We start from the raw sequence: 17,707 nt of genomic DNA, 5'->3' as shown, positions 1-17,707 counted from the left end.
TGCCGGTCGCGGGACCGGCATTGCTGGGGGAGGGCTGAAGCGGATTAACGCTGCATCGGCTCGACGACCACGCGCAGGCGCACGCGCTCGCCCGGATCGTAGGACATCACGCTGGTGTAGTTGCGGCCGCGGTAGTCGTAGGTGACTTCATAGCCGGAGGTGCGCGATTCCCAGTGATCGACGGTGCGGCACTGCTTCACTTGCTGTTCCTGCACGCCGCCGCCGTTCGGGGTGTTGGCATTGTCGATGCGGTCGCCTGCGACCGCGCCGGCGATGGCGCCGGCAGCGGTGGCGACCGAGCGGCCGGTGCCGCCGCCGACCTGGTTACCGGCCAGGCCGCCGATCAGGCCGCCGATGATGGCGCCGCCCACGCCGCGCTGCGGCGCCGGCTGCTGGACCTGGACGACTTCGGTGCGGCACTCCTGGCGCGGACGGTTGATCTGTTCCACTTGCGGGGTGACGCGAACCACGCGGCCGAAATCTTCAAAATCGGCTGCTTGAGCGGCGAAAGGCAGGGAGCCTACGCAAAGTACGGATGCGATCAGTTTGGCTTGCAAGTTCATTTGAGACCTCGTTTCAGTTGGATGTCTTATCAGGGATTCTGATATTGCATGCTTAGTATGGTAATCCCGCCAAGAGCCCTTAACCAGCCCTGAACAGGTATCTGTGGCAACAAATTGTAACAGCGGACACGACGACCCGTCGCCGCCTTTGCAGAGCGAACTGTGCCGATTTAGCCCCTAAAACACTTACAAAATGTTCTGTTTTTAACAAATATTGCGTGAGGCATCACATTCGTGTTGATCTGGAAGGAACAACACGTTACCCTAATATGCGTATGGGATTCGAGAAACACGTTGAATCAGCCACGGCCGACGCAGACCAGTTTGCCGTGTTAAGTGGACAGGTGCTCAAATTATTTATTCATTAATTCACAAGATAGGCACTCTCGACAGTAAAGTGGACACACCGTACATGCCAGGTCAAATTGAGGGAACCATGAGTTTGCTAATGACCGTGCCGCCCAACCTCGTGCAGTCGATCCGCGCCTTCCGCGTGGCCGAGCTGCAGGAGGAAGCGGCCCGCCTGGGGCAGCACTTCCTGTACGCGCACTGCATCGCCGGCGCGACCAAGCAGCAGGTCCTGGGCATCATTGCGGAATCGTTCCTGTTTCCCAAGGGTATAGGCAAGAATTTCGATGGGTTGCGGACAACCTTGACCGAAACCATGGCCAACGCCGGCCCCCAGGAAGGTTTCCTGGTGGTGCTCGAGCAATTGCCGAATACTCAAAAATTTGACAAGGAAGCAAGGGAAACCTTGCTGGACGTCTTCCGCGACGCTGCCGACTACTGGGCCGACAAGAAAGTTCCGTTCCGGGTGTTTTACTCCTTCGAGTAAGCCGGAGGCCTTCCCGCGTCTGCGTGGAAGCGGGTCCGGTGCGGCCCACGGCGTCCTGCTGCATTGCAACAATCCTTGTTCATTTGTAGTCCCGCCCGCATGAACAAGGTACAATGTCGGCCTATGAAAAACATCGTCATTCTTATTTCCGGTCGTGGCAGTAACATGGAAGCGGTAGTCCGCGCGGCGCAAGCTGAGCAGTGGCCGGCCCGTATTGCCGCCATCATCAGCAACCGCGCCGACGCTCCGGGCCTGGCTTTCGCTGCTGAACACGGAATCGAGACGGCTATTGTTGCCAATAAAGACTATGCCAGCCGCGCCGATTTCGACGCCGCCCTGCAAACCGTGATCGACGGCTTCCAGCCCGATCTGGTGGTGCTGGCAGGTTTCATGCGGATTTTGACGGAGCAGTTTGTCGCGCACTATGCCGGCCGCATGCTCAACATCCATCCATCGCTGCTGCCGCTGTTCCCCGGCCTGGCGACACACGCGCAGGCGCTGGCCGCCGGCGTCAAGGAGCATGGTGCGACGGTGCATTTCGTGACGGCCGAACTCGATCACGGGCCGATGGTGGTGCAAGCCGCCGTGCCCGTGCTGCCCGACGATACGGTCGAAACCTTGTCCGCCCGCGTGCTGCAGCAGGAGCACGTCATCTACCCGCGCGCGATCCGCTGGTTTGTCGAGGGCAGGTTGACGATAGCGCAGGGCGAGGTCCACGTGGACCACACACAGTAAAACTAACCAAGGATTTTCATGAGATTGCCACCAGCGATACTCGCCAACGCCGAAGAAGTGTTGCGCGAGATTTTGCGCTTTGCCGCGCCTGCCGATACCACCCTGTCGCGCTATTTTAAAGACCACCCGCGCTTGGGCGGCCGCGAACGCGGCGCCATCGCCGAGTGCATCTACAACGTATTGCGCAGCAAATCGTTTTATACCGATTTCTCCGAAGCGGGCGGCGGCGCCACCATGCGCCGCCTGACCCTGCTGGGCATGGCGGACGCGGTCGGCGTCGAGGCGCTGGGCGGCCTGACCGAGGAGGAAGTGACGTGGGTCGAGCGCATCCTGCAGATCGACCGCAAGGTGATGCACAAGTCGAGCCGCTCGAACATGCCGAAGTGGCTGTTCGACAAGCTGGTCGAGCAGATGGGCGAGGAAGAGACCCTGCTGCTGGCCGATGGCATGAACGCGCCGGCGCCGCTGGACCTGCGCGTCAACGCGATGAAGGCGACCCGCGACGAAGTGGCCGCCAAGCTGGCCGAAGCGCCTATCCGCAGCACGCCGACGCCGTTCGCGCCGCTGGGCCTGCGCGTGCTGCAAAAGCCGGCGCTGCAAAACCTGCCGCTGTTCAAGGAAGGCCATATCGAGGTACAGGACGAGGGCAGCCAGATCCTGTCGGCCATCGTCGGCGCCAAGCGCGGCGAGATGGTGGTGGACTTCTGCGCCGGCGCCGGCGGCAAGACGCTGGCGCTGGGCGCGACCATGCGCAACACCGGCCGCCTGTACGCGTTCGACGTGTCCGAGAAGCGCCTGGCCAAGCTCAAGCCGCGCCTGGCGCGCAGCGGCCTGTCCAATGTGCATCCGGTGCAGATCGCGCACGAGCGCGACGCCAAGATCAAGCGCCTGGCCGGCAAGATCGACCGCGTGCTGGTCGACGCGCCATGCTCGGGCCTGGGCACCCTGCGCCGCAATCCGGACGTCAAGTGGCGCCAGCAGCCAAGCGCGATCGGCGAGCTGCAGGTCAAGCAGGCCGCGATCCTGGCCGGCGCCGCCCGTTTGCTGAAGGGCGGCGGCCGTCTGGTGTACGCCACCTGCAGCTTCCTGGACGACGAGAACGAATTCATCGCCAAGCAGTTCCTGGAAACCCATGCGGACTTCGAGCTGGTGCCGATGAACAAGGTGCTGGCCGAGCAGAAGATCGAGCTGGACATGGGCGACTACCTGAAACTGCTGCCGCACAAGCACCAGACCGACGGCTTCTTCGCCGCCGTGTTCGAGCGCAAGCCGATGGCCAAGAAGGTCGTCGTCAAGGACGAGGACGAAGCCGTCGAGGAATAATCCTTCCCTGAACGCATCGCAACGGCCGGCTGGTGTCTCCACCTACCGGCCTTTTTTACGCTAATCTACGCATCTCAGCCACTCAGCCCGTCCCTACGATGAATCAACAGCCACTGCTCAACCTGATCGACGACCTCACCGGCGATATCAACGATCCCAGCCTGCTGTGGCAGCTTGGCGCCATCGTCGCCGCCGTGGTGCTGGGTTTCGGGCTGGCGCGGCTGCTGAAGAAACGCTTCGGCCGCCAGGACACGCACGGCACCATGATGCGTTTCGGCGTCGAGAGCTTCGGCCGCGTGATGGCGCCGCTGGCCGTGGTCGGCCTGCTGGCGCTGGCGCGCGTGGTGCTGGTCAAGTACCACTTCCACGTCAACCTGATCAAGGTGGCGCTGCCCATCTTCGGCTCGCTGGCGGTGATACGCTTCACCTTCTACCTGCTGCGCCGCGTGTTCGCGCGCCATGGCCAGGTCAGCGCCACCATGCTGGCCTTCGAGAAGGTGTTCCAGCTGCTGGTGTGGCTGGCGTTCGTGCTCTACATCACCGGCTTGTGGGTCGACGTGTTCGAGTACCTCGACGGCACCATCCTCCCCATCGGTAAATACAAGGTGTCGATCGCCGACATCCTGCAGGCGACCATTTCGGTGATCGTGCTGCTGATGCTGGCGCTGTGGGCCGGCGCCGCGCTGGAAGAGCAGCTGATGAAGGTGCAGGGCATGCACACCAACCTGCGGGTGGTGGTGTCGCGCACGGCGCGCGCGGTGCTGATCCTGGTGGCCGTGCTGATGAGCCTGTCGCTGGTGGGCATCGACCTGACCGTGCTGTCGGTGTTCGGCGGCGCGCTGGGCGTCGGCCTGGGTCTGGGCTTGCAGAAAATCGCCAGCAACTACGTGTCCGGTTTCGTCATCCTGTTGGACCGCAGCCTGACCATCGGCGACATGATCACCGTCGACAAGTACAGCGGCCGTGTGACGCAGATCAATACCCGTTACACCGTGCTGCAAGGGCTGGACGGCATGGAATCGATCGTGCCGAACGAGATGCTGGTGTCGGGCGCGGTGCAGAACTCGTCGCTGTCGAGCAGCATGCTGAACATCTCGACCAAGGTGTCGGTGGCCTACGACACCGACGTCGACATGGTGCTCAAGCTGCTGGAAGAAGCCGCGCTGACGGTGGAGCGGGTGCTGAAGGAAGACAAGCTGCCGTCGGCGCAGCTGCTGAGCTTTGGCGCGGACGGGCTGGACCTGCAGGTCAATTTCTGGATCAATGATCCGCACAACGGCCGCGGCGGCGTGATCTCGGACGTCAACCGGGCGATCTGGCGCGCGCTCAAGGCCAACGACATCTCGGTGCCGTTCCCGCAGAGGGAAATGCGCATCCTCGGTCCCGTGCCGGAGCAATTGTTACCGCAGGAAAGCACGGCCGTGCCGAAGGAATAGGCGGTAACCGGAGGAAATCCTTCCGCAAATCACCCCCAAATCAGCGTACAATAACGTCCAAAAGTAACAGCGACGGACTTCCTGCGCCTGTCAAAAGCGCAACATTGATGGAACCACCGCGACGCGAGACACGCCCTCTTTGGAGTAGTAATGACTTTTAGTTTAAATGCAGTAGTGGATTTTTTGTCTAACGGCGTCACCCGACTCACCGCATGGCAAGTGTTTTTCTATACGCTGGCCGTCACCCACATCACCATCGCCAGTGTGACGATTTACCTGCACCGCCACCAGGCGCACCGTGCGCTGGAGCTGCACGCCATCCCCAGCCACTTCTTCCGCTTCTGGCTGTGGCTGACCACCGGCCAGGTGACCAAGGAATGGGCCTCGATCCACCGCAAGCACCATGCCAAGTGCGACACCGAGGAAGATCCGCACAGCCCGGTGACCCGCGGTATCAAGAAAGTGTTCTGGGAAGGCGCCGAGCTGTACCGCGCCGAGTCGAAAAACCTGGAAACCATGGAAAAGTATGGCCATGGCACGCCTGACGACTGGATTGAGCGCAATGTGTACACCCGCTTCAGCTGGCAGGGTGTGGCGGCGCTGCTGGTGGTCAACTTCATGCTGTTCGGTGTCATCGGCATCACCGTGTGGGCGGTGCAGATGATGTGGATCCCGGTGACGGCCGCCGGCATCATCAACGGCATCGGCCACTACTGGGGCTACCGCAACTACGACTGCGCGGACGCGGCGACCAACATCATTCCGTTCGGCCTGCTGATCGGCGGCGAAGAACTGCACAACAATCATCACACCTTCGCCACCTCGGCCAAGCTGTCGTCGAAATGGTACGAGTTCGATATCGGCTGGGGCTACATCCGCGGCCTGGAAATGCTGGGCCTGGCCAAGGTCAAGAAGCGCGCGCCGGCGCCGAAGTTCGCCAAAGACAAGGTGGAAGCCGACTTTGACACGCTGCAGTCGGTGATCGCCAACCGCTACGACGTGATGGCCAAGTACGCCAAATCGGTCAAGCATGCCTGGAAAGAAGAGCTGGAACACCTGAAGGACAAGGCCCAGCTGGAATCGCGCTTCCTGAAATCGTCGCGCAAGCTGCTGCAGCGCGAGCCGGGCAAGCTGGAAGCGCCGCAGCAACAGCAACTGGTTGAGCTGTTCCAGCACAGCAAGGCGCTGGAAACCATGCACAATATGCGCGTGGAGCTGGGCGTGATCTGGGAGCGTTCGCACTTCACCCGCGACCAGCTGCTGCACAAGCTGCAGGACTGGTGCAACCGCGCGGAAGCGTCGGGCATCAAGTCGCTGCAGGACTTCTCGCTGCGCCTGCGTAGCTACGCTTAAGCAAGTATTGATACAATAAAACGGCCCCGGGGTGGTGAACCTCCGGGGCCGTTTTTCATTTCCGGGAACCTTATGAAAGCTCATTTGATGGCCTTGGCGCTGGCATTGCCGTTGTGCGGTGCCCATGCCGCCGGCTGGACCGTGCGTTTCGACGGCGCCGGCCCGCTGAGGATCGGCATGCGTTTCGACACCGTCAACAAGGTGCTGGGCGAGCATATGGAGCGCACGCCGAAAGAGCTGCGCGGCAACGCCAACTGCTTTCAGCTGGAGCCAGCCCACCAGCCGGGCCTGCTGCTGATGTTTGTCGACGACGTGCTGAAGCGGGTCGACGTGATGGAAGAGGGCATCCAGTCCGAACGCGGCATCGGCCTGGGCGACCCGGTCGAGAAGATCCGGCGCGGCTACGGCGAAGCGGTGGTGACGACGCCGCAAGCCTACGACGACAGCGAACAGACGCTGACCATCAAGGCAGGCGGCGGCCAGTACGCGATCCGCTTCGACACCAGCAAAGGCAAGGTCGGCGCCATCTACGCCGGCGCCTGGAAGGAAGTGCAGTACATCGAAGGCTGCCTGTAAGCAAATCCGGGGTCAGATCCGACATTCGGACACGAGCTCTGCTGTAGCAGCCGCTACAGCAGAGCTCGTGTCCGAATGTCGGATCTGAGGTATGCCGGATTTCCCGGACAGTTAAATAGGCACACAGAATTGTGCCTCGACTTTTACCGGTGTCTGGTACCTTAAGGTTTGGTGCAGACGCATTTGATTGTAGTACACCGCAATGTAGTCGTTGACGACCGCTGCCGCCTCAGCGCGAGTCGGAAAGATCCGGTCGTGTATCAGTTCATTCTTCAAGCTTGAAAAGAAACTCTCGGCCACGGCATTGTCGTGACAGTTTCCTTTGCGGCTCATGCTGGCCTGCAAGCCATGTCGCCCCATCAACTCTCGATAGTCGTGCGATCCATAGGCGCTGCCTTGGTCACTGTGGAAGATGAGGCCCGGTGCAGGTTTTCTTTGATCAATAGCCATCTGAAGTGCTGCGGTCGGCAACGCGACGACCGGGGCATCATGCATCGACCAGCCCACTACCCGACGCGCAAACAGATCTAAGACTACCGCCAGATGCAGGAATCCCTCTTTGGTGCGTATCATCGTCATGTCACCAACCCAGACCTGGTTCGGCAGCCCAACCTGAAAGCGACGCTGCACCAGATTGGGGGCCGGTGGCTGCGAGCAGTCCTTGGCTTGTTTGGAGTGAGCACGACGGCTGCGGTTGGATTTCACCCCGTCGAGCTTACGCAACCGGGCAATGCGGTGTTTGCCGCAACGAACGCCTTGCCCATTAAGCAGGCGCCAGGTCTTGACTGAACCCGGAATCCAGCGGTGTTCCGTGTGCACGCGAACAATCTCCTGCCGCAAGGCCATATCTTCCAAGCTATGCAAGCTCTGTGGCGCCGCCTTGTAGGCGTAATAACGGCTACGACTGATGTCTAGCGCCCGGCACAATGACTTGACGGCAAACTCGCGGCGGTAGCGGTCGATATAGGCGTACTTCACTTCGCTAGGCGAGTTAAGTACGCATCGAACTTTTTTAGGATGTCCAGTTCTTCCTCGGCCTTAGCCAACCGGCGCCGCAGTTGCGTCACTTCATCCTCCTCGTCCAAGCGTGGACGCCCCGGGATTCGGAATTTCTCATCCGGAACCAGCTGATCAAATTTCCTGGCCCATTTGTAGAGCAGGTTACGGCGAATACCTAGTTCCAGTGCCAGGTCGGTCGCAGTTTGCTCTCGTTGCCGCAACCTAACGACCGCCTGCCGCTTAAACTCATCCGAGAACACTGTGCGCAGTCTGGCTGTTTCGTTCTCCATGGCTATCCTCCCGAGGCATGCTGACCTCTGTTAGAGTGTCCATGAAACCCGGGGTTCCTCAATCTGACCCCGGATAAAAAAAGCCGCTGAGCGTGAGCTGAGCGGCTTTTTTTGAGAACGAAGACCGGATTACTTGATCTTGGTTTCTTTGAACATGACGTGCTTGCGAGCTTTAGGATCGAACTTCATGATCTCCATTTTCGCAGGGGTCGTACGCTTGTTCTTGGTGGTGGTGTAGAAGAAACCCGTACCTGCGGTCGATTCCAGTTTGATTTTGTCGCGGCCAGTTTTTGCCATGGTAGCTCCCTAATTAGACTTTTTCGCCACGGGCGCGCATGTCGGCCAGTACGGCATCGATGCCGACTTTGTCGATTACGCGCAGACCAGCGTTGGACAGACGCAGGGAGACCCAGCGGTTTTCAGATTCAACAAAAATACGACGGTTCTGCAGGTTAGGCAGGAAACGACGTTTGGTTTTGTTGTTTGCGTGGGAAACATTGTTGCCGACCATCGGCTTCTTCCCAGTAACTTGGCAAACACGTGCCATAACGCACTCCTTAAAAGACATTCCACAATTGGAAAAACAAGAGTATATCCAAAAAACTCAGCTTTTTCAATGACTTGTGAAAAACAATTGTGTCTTAGAAATCTAAATAAATTTAACAATTGTGAATTCCGGGTGTTTACACTCGGTAAACCCTTGAGCCGACAGGGGTAAACTCACAGCTGTCCATGCTCGGCAAACGAGTGGACCCGGTGGCCGGCAACCACGAAATGGTCGAGGATGCGGATGTCTACCAGCGCCAGGGCTTGCACCAGCGCCCTTGTCAGCACCAGGTCCGACTCGCTGGGATCGGGCGTGCCCGACGGGTGGTTGTGCGCCAGCATGACGCTGGCGGCGTTGCAGTCCAGCGCCGCCTTGACCACCTCGCGCGGGTACACGCTGGTATGGGTCAAGGTGCCGCGAAACATTTCCCGGGACGCGATCAGGCGGTTTTTCACATCGAGGAACAGCACGTAGAAGGCTTCGAAGGTCTTGCCATGGAAGATGATGCGCAGGTAATCCTTCACCGCGTGCGGCGAGCCCAGGGTTTGGCCGGACTTCATTTCCTCCAGGATCGCCCGCCGCGCCAGCTCCATCACCGCCTGCAGCTGGGCGAACTTGGCCGGGCCCAGCCCGTTGATCGCGGAAAACTCCGCCAGGCTGGCGCCGAACAGCCCCTGCAGCGAACCGAAATGGTGCACCATGTCCTGCGCCAGCTGTACGGCGTCCTTGCCGCGCACGCCGACGCGCAGGAACACCGCCAGCAATTCGGCGTCCGACAGCGCCGGCGCGCCGTCCCGTATCAGGCGCTCGCGCGGGCGGCGCTCCAGCGGCCAGTCGTTGATGGGCATCGATCTCTCCGTATGTCGGTGTATCGCATGCTTATTATCGACGCGCCGTCAGGGGCGGTACTGATCAAAGCCTGAAGAACAGCTTTCTACGGTAGAGCAGCAACAGTGCCGTACCCAGCACGACCACCAGGCCCGCCGAGTAGGTGACGGAGGCAACACGCGCATCCGCGATCGCGTTGCCGAGTTCTTGCGCCAGACGGTCGTGCCAGCTCCGCGGATTGGCTGTTCCGAACGGCAGCTGGAGCAGGCAATCCATCAAGCTGATGCCGATGAAGGCCAGCGTGGCGTTGGCGCCAAACGCCAGGACCGGAGTTGGCCGGGCGCGCTCGGGCAGGGATTTCAGCAGTAAAAGCGCGAGCAGGGAAAATCCGGACGACAGCAAGGCGAAGCTTGGCGTCCAGATCTTCTTGACCACTGGAAGCACCGGATCAAGCGCGAAACCCAGTGCCAGCAGCGCCGCGCCCGCCAGGCCCAGCTTGAGCCAGCGCCCGTCCGCGGCGTCGCCGTCCCGGTGCAGGACCAGACCCGCGGACAACCCCACCAACACGTTGATCAGCGCTCCGGCTGTGGACAGCAAGCCTTCGGGCTCGTAGGTCACCCGGCCGTCCGTGGTGCCGTAAGGCCAGAAGTGCTGGACACCCAGCACCGCGCGGTCGATAACCGTCGGCAGCGAATGGGCGGAGTCAAAGCAGCCGCGTCCGCACTCCGGCGCATCCCACGCCAGCAGCAGGGCCGCATAGGCGAGCCCCAGCGCCACGGCCGCGCCGATCACGCGGCCTAGCGGCAGCCGGTACCCTTGCGCCGATGGCCGGCCTAGCGCAAGCACTATCGTTCCGGCGATGAAATAGCAGATGCCGATGCGCTGCAGTATGCCGAGGAGGCGCACGTGCGCGAAGTCGAAATAGGGCAGCAGATTAAGCAGCAGGCCGAGCGCGAACAATGCCGCGGAGCGACGCGCCAGATACAGCATGACTCCGGCGGCGGGCCGCTCACCGGCCCGCTTGAGCAGGGAAAAGGGCATGGCCGCGCCGACGCAAAATAAAAACGAGGGGAAAATCATGTCGGCCAGGGCGTAACCGCGCCAGTCGGCATGCGTCAGCACGCGAAAGCGATGCTCCCAGTCGCCGGCATAGGCCACCAGTATCATGCCGATCACCGCCAGTCCGCGCAGCAAATCTATCGCCGCGATGCGGCCGGTTCGGGAAACCTCATGCATGGAACACGCTCTCCTTTTTGAGATGAGATCGTTTCCAATATGCCGTTGAAAACGTTTTCAGTCAATCGGCATATGATAAGCGGCATGCCGGCGGGGCGCGAAGGGCAAGGTGGCTTACAATAGAGCCTTTGCCAGCTTACCGAACCCCAAGTCATGTCTAACGCGCAACCTGCTGTCGTCACCAAATCGGCTTATCTCACCCTGCATTATCGTCTCGCCTCGCTGGACGGTACGGATATCGTTACTACCTTCAGCGGCAATCCGGCCACGCTGATGCTGGGCCAGGGCCAGTTGGCGCCGGTGCTGGAAGAATTGCTGATCGGCATGCCTGAAGGCACGCACAAGACCTTCGACCTGGAACCGGGCATCGGCTTCGGTCCGCGCAATCCGGAACTGGTGCGTGAAGTCACGCGCGCCACGCTGGACGAGAACTCGGTGCCGGGCGCCGACTATAAAGTAGGCGACCTGGTCGACTTCGCCGCGCCGGGCGGCGGCCGCTTTGCCGGCATCCTGCGCGAGCTGGGCGACGAAACCTGTCTGTTCGACTTCAACCACCCGCTGGCCGGCCAGCCGCTGAAATTCGAAGTCAAACTGATCTCCGTGCTGTGAGGAACAGATGAGCGATAAAGAAATCCTGTTGGCCCAGCCGCGCGGCTTTTGCGCCGGCGTCGACCGCGCCATTGAAATCGTCGAGCGCGCGCTGCAGCAGTTCGGCGCGCCGATTTATGTGCGCCACGAAATTGTCCACAACGCCTACGTGGTGGACGACCTGCGCAACAAGGGCGCCATCTTCATCGAAGAACTGGACGACGTACCGGCCGGCAATACGCTGGTGTTTTCAGCCCACGGGGTGTCCAAGGCGGTGCGCGCGGAAGCCGAGTCGCGCGGACTGAGCATTTTCGACGCCACCTGCCCGCTGGTCACCAAGGTCCACGTCGAAGTGGCCAAGATGCGCAAGCAGGGTTGTGAGATCGTCATGATCGGCCACGACGGCCATCCGGAAGTAGAAGGCACGATGGGCCAGACGGAAGAGGGCATGTACCTGGTCGAAACGGTGGCCGACGTGGCCACCCTGAACGTTGCCAAACCCGACCAGCTGGCCTACGTTTCCCAGACAACGTTGTCGGTAGACGACACCGCCGACATCATCGCGGCGCTGAAGGCAAAATATCCGGCGATTATCGAGCCGAAAAAAGGCGACATCTGCTACGCCACCACCAACCGCCAGGAAGCCGTCAAGTTCATGGCGCCGCAGGTGGAACTGGTGATCGTGGTCGGCAGCCCGAACAGTTCGAATTCCAACCGCCTGCGCGAAGTGGCGGAAAAGAAGGGCACGCCCGCCTACATGGTCGACAACGCCACGCTGATCGACCCGCTCTGGCTGGAAGGCAAGCAGCGCATTGGTGTCACCGCTGGTGCATCGGCGCCGGAGGTGCTGGTGCAAGCCGTCATCGACCGCCTCAAAGAGCTGGGTGCGCGCAGCGTGCGCACCCTGGACGGCGTGGAAGAATCGGTCACTTTCCCGCTGCCCAAGGGATTGGACGGCCCAAAAGCTGGACCAGCCAGGGGCGTGGTTTAACGACTTTTTGAATAAACGGAATTTAATTCAGCACCTATCGCGTTATTCCGCAGTTCGTTTTCCGAAATTCTCGCTATCATTGCCTCGCTCTAAAAAAGTTGTCGTTTAGGCTTATATGTTTAGGGCGGCGCGCAGGAGATGATACCGGTTCAGGCACGATACTTGCATCATGAACGCGTAGTCAACGGCGGCACTACGGGGACAACCTCCCCGGGTGCCGTTTTTGTTACTTGATTCGTCTGTGCAGGCATAACACAAAAAGTAAAGGCTCTTAATGGATACTTTTATCCAACAAATTATTAATGGACTGGTGCTCGGCAGCATGTACGCACTGGTCGCGCTGGGCTACACCATGGTGTACGGCGTGCTGAACCTGATTAACTTCGCCCACGGCGACGTGCTGATGATAGGCGCGATGACCGGCCTGACCATTCTCAAATACCTGAACGAATACGCCCCGGACCTGCCCGGCTACGTCAAGCTGGCGATCGCCATCGGCGGCGCCATCCCGGTCTGCATGCTGGTCAACATCATCATCGAGCGGGTCGCCTACCGCCGCCTGCGCAACGCGCCGCGGCTGGCGCCGCTGATCACCGCCATCGGCGTGTCGATCCTGCTGCAAACCTTCGCCATGATGATCTGGACCCGCAACCCGCTGGCCTTCCCGCAACTACTGTCGTCCGAGCCGATCACCATCGGCGGCGCGCTGATCTCGCAAACCCAGATCCTGCTGCTGGTGCTGGCGGCGCTGTCGATGACCGGCCTGGTGCTGTTGGTGGAAAAAACCAAGATGGGCCGCGCGATGCGCGCCACGGCGGAAAATCCCCGCGTCGCCGGCCTGATGGGCGTCGACTCCAACAAGGTCATTGTCGCCACCTTCGCGCTGGGCGCGGCACTGGCCGCCGTGGCCGGCGTGATGTGGGGCGCCAACTACGCGTCGATCCAGTTCGCGATGGGCTTCGTGCCCGGCCTGAAAGCCTTCTCGGCCGCCGTGCTGGGCGGCATCGGCAACATCTACGGCGCGATGATAGGCGGTATCGTGCTCGGCATTATCGAGAGCCTGGGCGCCGGCTACATCGGCGACCTGACCGGCGGCTTCCTCGGCAGCCACTACCAGGACATCTTCGCCTTCGTCGTGCTGATCATCGTGCTGACGGTGCGCCCGTCCGGCATCATGGGCGAACGCGTCGCGGACCGTGCATAAGAGGGGAACAATATGGCACTTCTGAATTTCGACACCACCCGCAACCCGCGCAAGGCCTACAGCAGCATGGCCGTCGTGCTGATCGGCCTGCTGATCTTCCCGTTCGTGGCCGCGCAGTTCGGCAACTCGTGGGTGCGCATCATCGACATGGCGCTGCTGTACATCATGCTGGCGCTGGGCCTGAACATCGTGGTCGGCTTTGCCGGCCTGCTGGATCTGGGCTACATCGCGTTCTACGCGGTGGGCGCCTACATGACCGGCCTGCTGGCATCGCCGCAGTTCGCCACCTTGCTGGAATCGCTGATCAATGAATACCCGGCCATCGGCAACACGCTGGTGGCCATCCTCGGACCGGACATCCAGCAGAACGGCATCCACCTGTCGGTATGGGCCATCGTGCCGCTGGCGGCCGCGCTGGCCGGCCTGTTCGGCGCCCTGCTGGGCGCGCCGACCTTGAAGCTGCGCGGCGACTACCTGGCCATCGTGACCCTGGGCTTCGGCGAGATCATCCGCATCTTCATGAACAACCTCAACGAGCCGATCAACTTCACCAACGGTCCGCAGGGCATCAACCTGATCGACCCGATCCGCGTGTTCGGCGTCAACCTGGCGGGCGAGGCGGGCTCGCGCGCCAATGTGGTGATCGGCGGCTTCTCCATGCCGTCGGTGAATGCCTACTACTTCCTGTTCCTGATCTTGTGCGTGGCGATCGTGTTCATCACCTCGCGCCTGCAGCACTCGCGCCTGGGCCGCGCCTGGGTCGCGATCCGCGAAGACGAGATCGCCGCCAAGGCCATGGGCATCAACACCCGCAACGTCAAGCTGCTGGCGTTCTCGATGGGCGCCTCGTTCGGCGGCGTCGCCGGCGCCATGTTCGCGTCGTTCCAGGGCTTCGTGTCGCCGGAATCGTTCTCGCTGACCGAGTCGATCGCCGTGCTGGCGATGGTGGTGCTGGGCGGTATCGGCCACATCCCGGGCGTCATCATGGGCGGCGCGCTGCTGGCCGCGCTGCCGGAAGTGCTGCGCCACGTGGTCGAGCCGCTGCAGGAAAAATTGTTCGGCCACGTGCTGATCGAAGCCGAAGTGCTGCGCCAGCTGCTGTACGGCCTGGCGATGGTGCTGATCATGCTGAACCGTCCGGCCGGCCTGTGGCCCGCGCCCAAGCATGAAGACCGTCCCGACGGCGACTCCGATACCAAAGATCAATCGTCCGGCACCGTGGCGGCTTGAGGAAGACAGAAATGAGTGAACAGGTAATTCTCCACATCGCCGGCGTCAACAAGCGCTTCGGCGGCCTGCAGGCGCTGACCGATGTCGGCATCAAGATCATGAAGGGCCAGATCTACGGCCTGATCGGCCCCAACGGCGCCGGCAAGACCACCTTCTTCAACGTCATCACCGGCCTGTACCAGCCGGACACCGGCACCTTTGAGCTGGCCGGCAAGCCGTACTCGCCGTCGGCGCCGCATGAGGTGGCCAAGGCCGGCATCGCCCGCACCTTCCAGAACATCCGCCTGTTCGGCGAGATGACCGCGTTGGAAAACGTCATGGTCGGCCGCCACGTGCGTTCGCACCAGGGCGTGTTCGGCGCCGTGTTCCGCCACAAGGCCGCGCGCGAGGAGGAAGCATCGATCCGCAAGCGCGCGCAGGAGCTGCTGGACTTCGTCGGCATCGGCCAGTTCGCCAGCCGCACGGCGCGCTTCCTGTCGTACGGCGACCAGCGCCGGCTGGAGATCGCCCGCGCGCTGGCCACCGATCCGCAACTGCTGGCGCTCGACGAACCGGCGGCCGGCATGAACGCCACCGAGAAGCTGGCGCTGCGCGAGCTGCTGGTCAAGATCAAGAACGAAGGCAAGACCGTGCTGCTGATCGAGCACGACGTCAAGATGATGATGGGCCTGTGCGACCGGCTGATGGTGCTGGAATACGGCAAGCCGATCGCCGAGGGTCTGCCGGCGGAAATACAAAGCAATCAGGCGGTTATCGACGCCTACCTGGGAGGATCGCACTAATGGGCGACAATGTTCTTAAAGTATCGGGACTGAAAGTCGCGTACGGCGGCATCAAGGCCGTCAAGGGTATCGATCTGGAAGTGAACAAGGGCGAGCTGATCGCGCTGATCGGCGCCAACGGCGCCGGCAAGACCACGACCTTGAAAGCCATCACCGGCACGCTGCCGCCTTGCAAGGTCGAAGGCACGGTGACTTACCAGGGCGAATCGCTGAAGGGCAGCAAGTCGTTCCACCTGGTCGAGAAGAAACTGGCGATGGTGCCGGAAGGGCGCGGCGTGTTCACCCGCATGTCGATCCAGGAAAACCTGATGATGGGCGCCTACACCCGTGACGACAAGGCCGGCATCGAGGCCGACATCGCCAAGTGGTTCGATGTGTTCCCGCGCCTGAAGGAGCGCGCGGCGCAGATGGCGGGCACGCTGTCGGGCGGCGAGCAGCAGATGCTGGCGATGGCGCGCGCGCTGATGTCGCATCCGAACCTGCTGCTGCTGGACGAGCCGTCGATGGGCCTGTCCCCGATCATGGTCGAGAAGATCTTCGAAGTGATCCGCAACGTGTCGAAAGAGGGCATCACGATCCTGCTGGTGGAGCAGAACGCCAAGCTGGCGCTGCAGGCCGCGCACCGCGGCTACGTCATGGACTCCGGCCACATCACGATGACCGGCAACGCCAAGGACATGCTGGACGATCCCCGCGTCAAAGCCGCCTACCTCGGCGAATGAGTCTGGCTGCTTAGAGAAAACCGGAGCTCGCTCCGGTTTTTTTATGCTTGCGGCTGTTTGTCCGCAAGATGTTTGCATGTGCTCGTGCGCTAATGACTAGCAGGATTCCCCTGTCGAATTTAGCCCGGTAGGTTAAGATTGCATGGAAGAGCGCACGCCCCATTGCAGATTGTCGGTCGTCAAAACCCTGATTGCTGCCGGAAGAGTCAAGGCTACTTTTTCTGCACTGGCAGGCGCGGCGGCGCTTGGATTCAACTTCCAGGAGGTGCTTGAAGTTGTGATGGCGCTTAGGCCGCGAGATTTTCATAAAAGCATGACCACCTATGCAGACCATCGCGTCTGGCAAGATGTTTATCGTCCGGTGACAACGGCCGGTAAAGTCTATCTGAAGCTTACAGTCATTGATGATGTACTGATTGTGTCATTCAAGGAGTTGTAGATGAAATGTCCTATCTGCGGCGAAGCTGAGTTGATACACGGCACGCGCGACATTCCCTATACATATAAAGGTGAAACTATTGTGATTCGTGCGGTCACGGCAGACTTGTGTCCGGCCTGCGGCGAAAATATTCTCGATGCTGCCGAATCGTCTCGTGTGAATTTTGCGATGTTGGAATTCAACAGGCTAGTCAATGTTTCAAATGAAAAAAAAGCCCGGGCGTGATGACCGGGCTTTTTTCACAGGAACAGGCACCCTACCGTGCCGGACGTCCTTAATTACTTCTTCGCTGGAGCAGCCTTGGCGGCGGCAGCGGTGAACTGATTCACGGCCGAGCTCAGGTTCGACTCGATCGACTCAACAGCTTGCTTGGCGGTCTTGGTGAACTGCTCGTAGCCGGCGTTGGCGTTGCCGATTGCCGATTTCAGCATGGCAACAGCGTTTTCCGAACCAGCTGGGGCGTTCTTGCTCACTTCTTCCACCAGCGAGATGACTTTGCGGTTGGTTTCAGCGATTTGCGTTTCTGCAGCTTTGCTGAATTCAGCGCCGGTGCTCGAAGCGATGGTCGCCAGGTGACGGCCGTAAGCGATGGTTTTTTCTGCGCTAGGCTGGGCTTGTGCCGAAGCCAGCGAGAAGAATTCTTGTGGATCCTTGGCCGACAGCAGTTGCTTGGTGGTGATCGACGACTCTTCCAGCGATGCCTTGGCAGCGGTCAGGTTCAGGTCGACAAACTTCTCCACGCCTTCGAACGCTTTGTTGGTCAGGGCCGAGAAGATCGCGAATTGAGCTTCGAAGTTAGCTTTGGTCGCATTGGAAAATTGCTCAGGAATCGAAAACATATAAATCTCCAGGAAAGTAGTCATTGATTAAGTACTGCCGTTTCTAACCGTCGGCGAGAAACAGAGAACCCACGTTTCAGACCGAACATATTGTGCAACGCAACAAACCCGATTTTACGGCCTTCAGAAATTAAGTCAAGCGATTTTTTGTGCGTTGCATCAAAGAATGGACTCTATCCAAAGCAAAGTGT

22 protein-coding genes are annotated in these 17,707 nt (G+C 60.6%); 14 read left to right on the top strand and 8 right to left on the bottom strand.

What is annotated here, in order from left to right; genetic code table 11:
• Positions 1-44: 44 nt before the first annotated feature.
• On the bottom strand, positions 45-563 hold the full coding sequence (locus ABWW33_RS19300; RefSeq protein WP_353403273.1) for a glycine zipper 2TM domain-containing protein: 519 nt from the start codon (positions 561-563) through the stop codon (positions 45-47).
• Positions 564-999: 436 nt separating this feature from the next.
• Between ABWW33_RS19300 and ABWW33_RS19295 the strand changes: the two genes are divergently transcribed.
• The 6 genes from ABWW33_RS19295 to ABWW33_RS19270 all read left to right on the top strand — a co-directional run bounded on the left by ABWW33_RS19295 (position 1,000) and on the right by ABWW33_RS19270 (position 6,821).
• Entirely contained in the window at positions 1,000-1,398 is a 399-nt protein-coding gene (locus ABWW33_RS19295) for a barstar family protein (protein WP_176652835.1), read from the top strand.
• A 123-nt stretch (positions 1,399-1,521) separates the two neighbouring features.
• The gene (purN, locus tag ABWW33_RS19290) at positions 1,522-2,133 is read left to right on the top strand and encodes a phosphoribosylglycinamide formyltransferase (RefSeq protein WP_176652836.1); all 612 of its coding nucleotides are present in this window, start codon (positions 1,522-1,524) and stop codon (positions 2,131-2,133) included.
• Between the two features lie 18 nt (positions 2,134-2,151).
• Positions 2,152-3,456 carry an RsmB/NOP family class I SAM-dependent RNA methyltransferase gene (locus ABWW33_RS19285; protein ID WP_176652837.1) on the top strand — a complete coding sequence of 435 codons (1,305 nt, stop codon included), beginning with the start codon at positions 2,152-2,154 and terminating at the stop codon, positions 3,454-3,456.
• A 98-nt stretch (positions 3,457-3,554) separates the two neighbouring features.
• Positions 3,555-4,892 (top strand): mechanosensitive ion channel family protein, encoded by a 1,338-nt coding sequence (locus ABWW33_RS19280; RefSeq protein WP_353403272.1) that lies wholly within the window; start codon positions 3,555-3,557, stop codon positions 4,890-4,892.
• A 150-nt stretch (positions 4,893-5,042) separates the two neighbouring features.
• Positions 5,043-6,245: a DesA family fatty acid desaturase gene (locus ABWW33_RS19275; RefSeq protein WP_353403271.1), complete on the top strand. Its 1,203-nt coding sequence runs from the start codon at positions 5,043-5,045 to the stop codon at positions 6,243-6,245.
• A gap of 72 nt (positions 6,246-6,317) precedes the next feature.
• Complete coding sequence (locus ABWW33_RS19270) at positions 6,318-6,821, top strand: hypothetical protein (RefSeq protein ID WP_353403270.1); 504 nt, start codon at positions 6,318-6,320, stop codon at positions 6,819-6,821.
• 111 nt (positions 6,822-6,932) lie between these two features.
• Here the strand turns inward: ABWW33_RS19270 and ABWW33_RS19265 are convergent, their stop codons facing one another.
• From ABWW33_RS19265 to ABWW33_RS19240, 6 genes are all read right to left on the bottom strand, one after another.
• Positions 6,933-7,799, bottom strand: coding sequence for an IS3 family transposase (locus tag ABWW33_RS19265; RefSeq protein ID WP_353403269.1), 867 nt, complete (start codon positions 7,797-7,799; stop codon positions 6,933-6,935).
• Complete coding sequence (locus tag ABWW33_RS19260) at positions 7,796-8,110, bottom strand: transposase (protein ID WP_353403268.1); 315 nt, start codon at positions 8,108-8,110, stop codon at positions 7,796-7,798. The genes ABWW33_RS19265 and ABWW33_RS19260 overlap by 4 nt, the downstream gene beginning before the upstream one ends.
• Positions 8,111-8,239: 129 nt before the next feature.
• Entirely contained in the window at positions 8,240-8,407 is a 168-nt protein-coding gene (gene rpmG / locus ABWW33_RS19255) for a 50S ribosomal protein L33 (RefSeq protein ID WP_008451489.1), read from the bottom strand.
• A gap of 13 nt (positions 8,408-8,420) precedes the next feature.
• Positions 8,421-8,657, bottom strand: a complete 237-nt coding sequence (gene rpmB, locus ABWW33_RS19250) for a 50S ribosomal protein L28 (RefSeq protein WP_008451488.1) — start codon at positions 8,655-8,657, stop codon at positions 8,421-8,423.
• A gap of 173 nt (positions 8,658-8,830) precedes the next feature.
• Entirely contained in the window at positions 8,831-9,505 is a 675-nt protein-coding gene (radC, locus tag ABWW33_RS19245) for a RadC family protein (RefSeq protein ID WP_353403267.1), read from the bottom strand.
• 64 nt (positions 9,506-9,569) lie between these two features.
• Positions 9,570-10,721 carry a heparan-alpha-glucosaminide N-acetyltransferase domain-containing protein gene (locus tag ABWW33_RS19240; protein WP_353403266.1) on the bottom strand — a complete coding sequence of 384 codons (1,152 nt, stop codon included), beginning with the start codon at positions 10,719-10,721 and terminating at the stop codon, positions 9,570-9,572.
• 153 nt (positions 10,722-10,874) lie between these two features.
• Between ABWW33_RS19240 and ABWW33_RS19235 the strand changes: the two genes are divergently transcribed.
• The 8 genes from ABWW33_RS19235 (at position 10,875) to ABWW33_RS19200 (ending at position 16,902) form a co-directional block, all read left to right on the top strand.
• Positions 10,875-11,330 carry an FKBP-type peptidyl-prolyl cis-trans isomerase gene (locus ABWW33_RS19235; RefSeq protein ID WP_176654100.1) on the top strand — a complete coding sequence of 152 codons (456 nt, stop codon included), beginning with the start codon at positions 10,875-10,877 and terminating at the stop codon, positions 11,328-11,330.
• 7 nt (positions 11,331-11,337) lie between these two features.
• Entirely contained in the window at positions 11,338-12,300 is a 963-nt protein-coding gene (gene ispH, locus ABWW33_RS19230; protein WP_353403265.1) for a 4-hydroxy-3-methylbut-2-enyl diphosphate reductase, read from the top strand.
• Positions 12,301-12,574: 274 nt separating this feature from the next.
• Positions 12,575-13,504, top strand: a complete 930-nt coding sequence (locus ABWW33_RS19225; protein ID WP_176654102.1) for a branched-chain amino acid ABC transporter permease — start codon at positions 12,575-12,577, stop codon at positions 13,502-13,504.
• A 12-nt stretch (positions 13,505-13,516) separates the two neighbouring features.
• Positions 13,517-14,734 (top strand): ABC transporter permease subunit, encoded by a 1,218-nt coding sequence (locus tag ABWW33_RS19220; RefSeq protein ID WP_353403264.1) that lies wholly within the window; start codon positions 13,517-13,519, stop codon positions 14,732-14,734.
• Between the two features lie 11 nt (positions 14,735-14,745).
• Complete coding sequence (locus ABWW33_RS19215) at positions 14,746-15,516, top strand: ABC transporter ATP-binding protein (protein WP_176654104.1); 771 nt, start codon at positions 14,746-14,748, stop codon at positions 15,514-15,516.
• The gene (locus ABWW33_RS19210; protein WP_176654105.1) at positions 15,516-16,238 is read left to right on the top strand and encodes an ABC transporter ATP-binding protein; all 723 of its coding nucleotides are present in this window, start codon (positions 15,516-15,518) and stop codon (positions 16,236-16,238) included. Before ABWW33_RS19215 ends, ABWW33_RS19210 begins: the two co-directional genes overlap by 1 nt.
• Positions 16,239-16,380: 142 nt before the next feature.
• Positions 16,381-16,677: a type II toxin-antitoxin system MqsR family toxin gene (locus tag ABWW33_RS19205; protein WP_353403263.1), complete on the top strand. Its 297-nt coding sequence runs from the start codon at positions 16,381-16,383 to the stop codon at positions 16,675-16,677.
• Positions 16,678-16,902 carry a type II toxin-antitoxin system MqsA family antitoxin gene (locus ABWW33_RS19200; protein ID WP_176654107.1) on the top strand — a complete coding sequence of 75 codons (225 nt, stop codon included), beginning with the start codon at positions 16,678-16,680 and terminating at the stop codon, positions 16,900-16,902.
• A 53-nt stretch (positions 16,903-16,955) separates the two neighbouring features.
• Here ABWW33_RS19200 and ABWW33_RS19195 read toward each other — a convergent pair whose 3' ends face one another.
• Complete coding sequence (locus ABWW33_RS19195) at positions 16,956-17,516, bottom strand: phasin family protein (RefSeq protein WP_176654108.1); 561 nt, start codon at positions 17,514-17,516, stop codon at positions 16,956-16,958.
• Positions 17,517-17,707: the final 191 nt, after the last annotated feature.

It is taken from the genome of Duganella hordei, from assembly GCF_040369125.1.
In the GTDB taxonomy this organism is placed as follows: Bacteria; Pseudomonadota; Gammaproteobacteria; order Burkholderiales; family Burkholderiaceae_D; genus Rugamonas; species Rugamonas hordei.
This window is presented reverse-complemented; position numbering and strand designations above follow the sequence as displayed.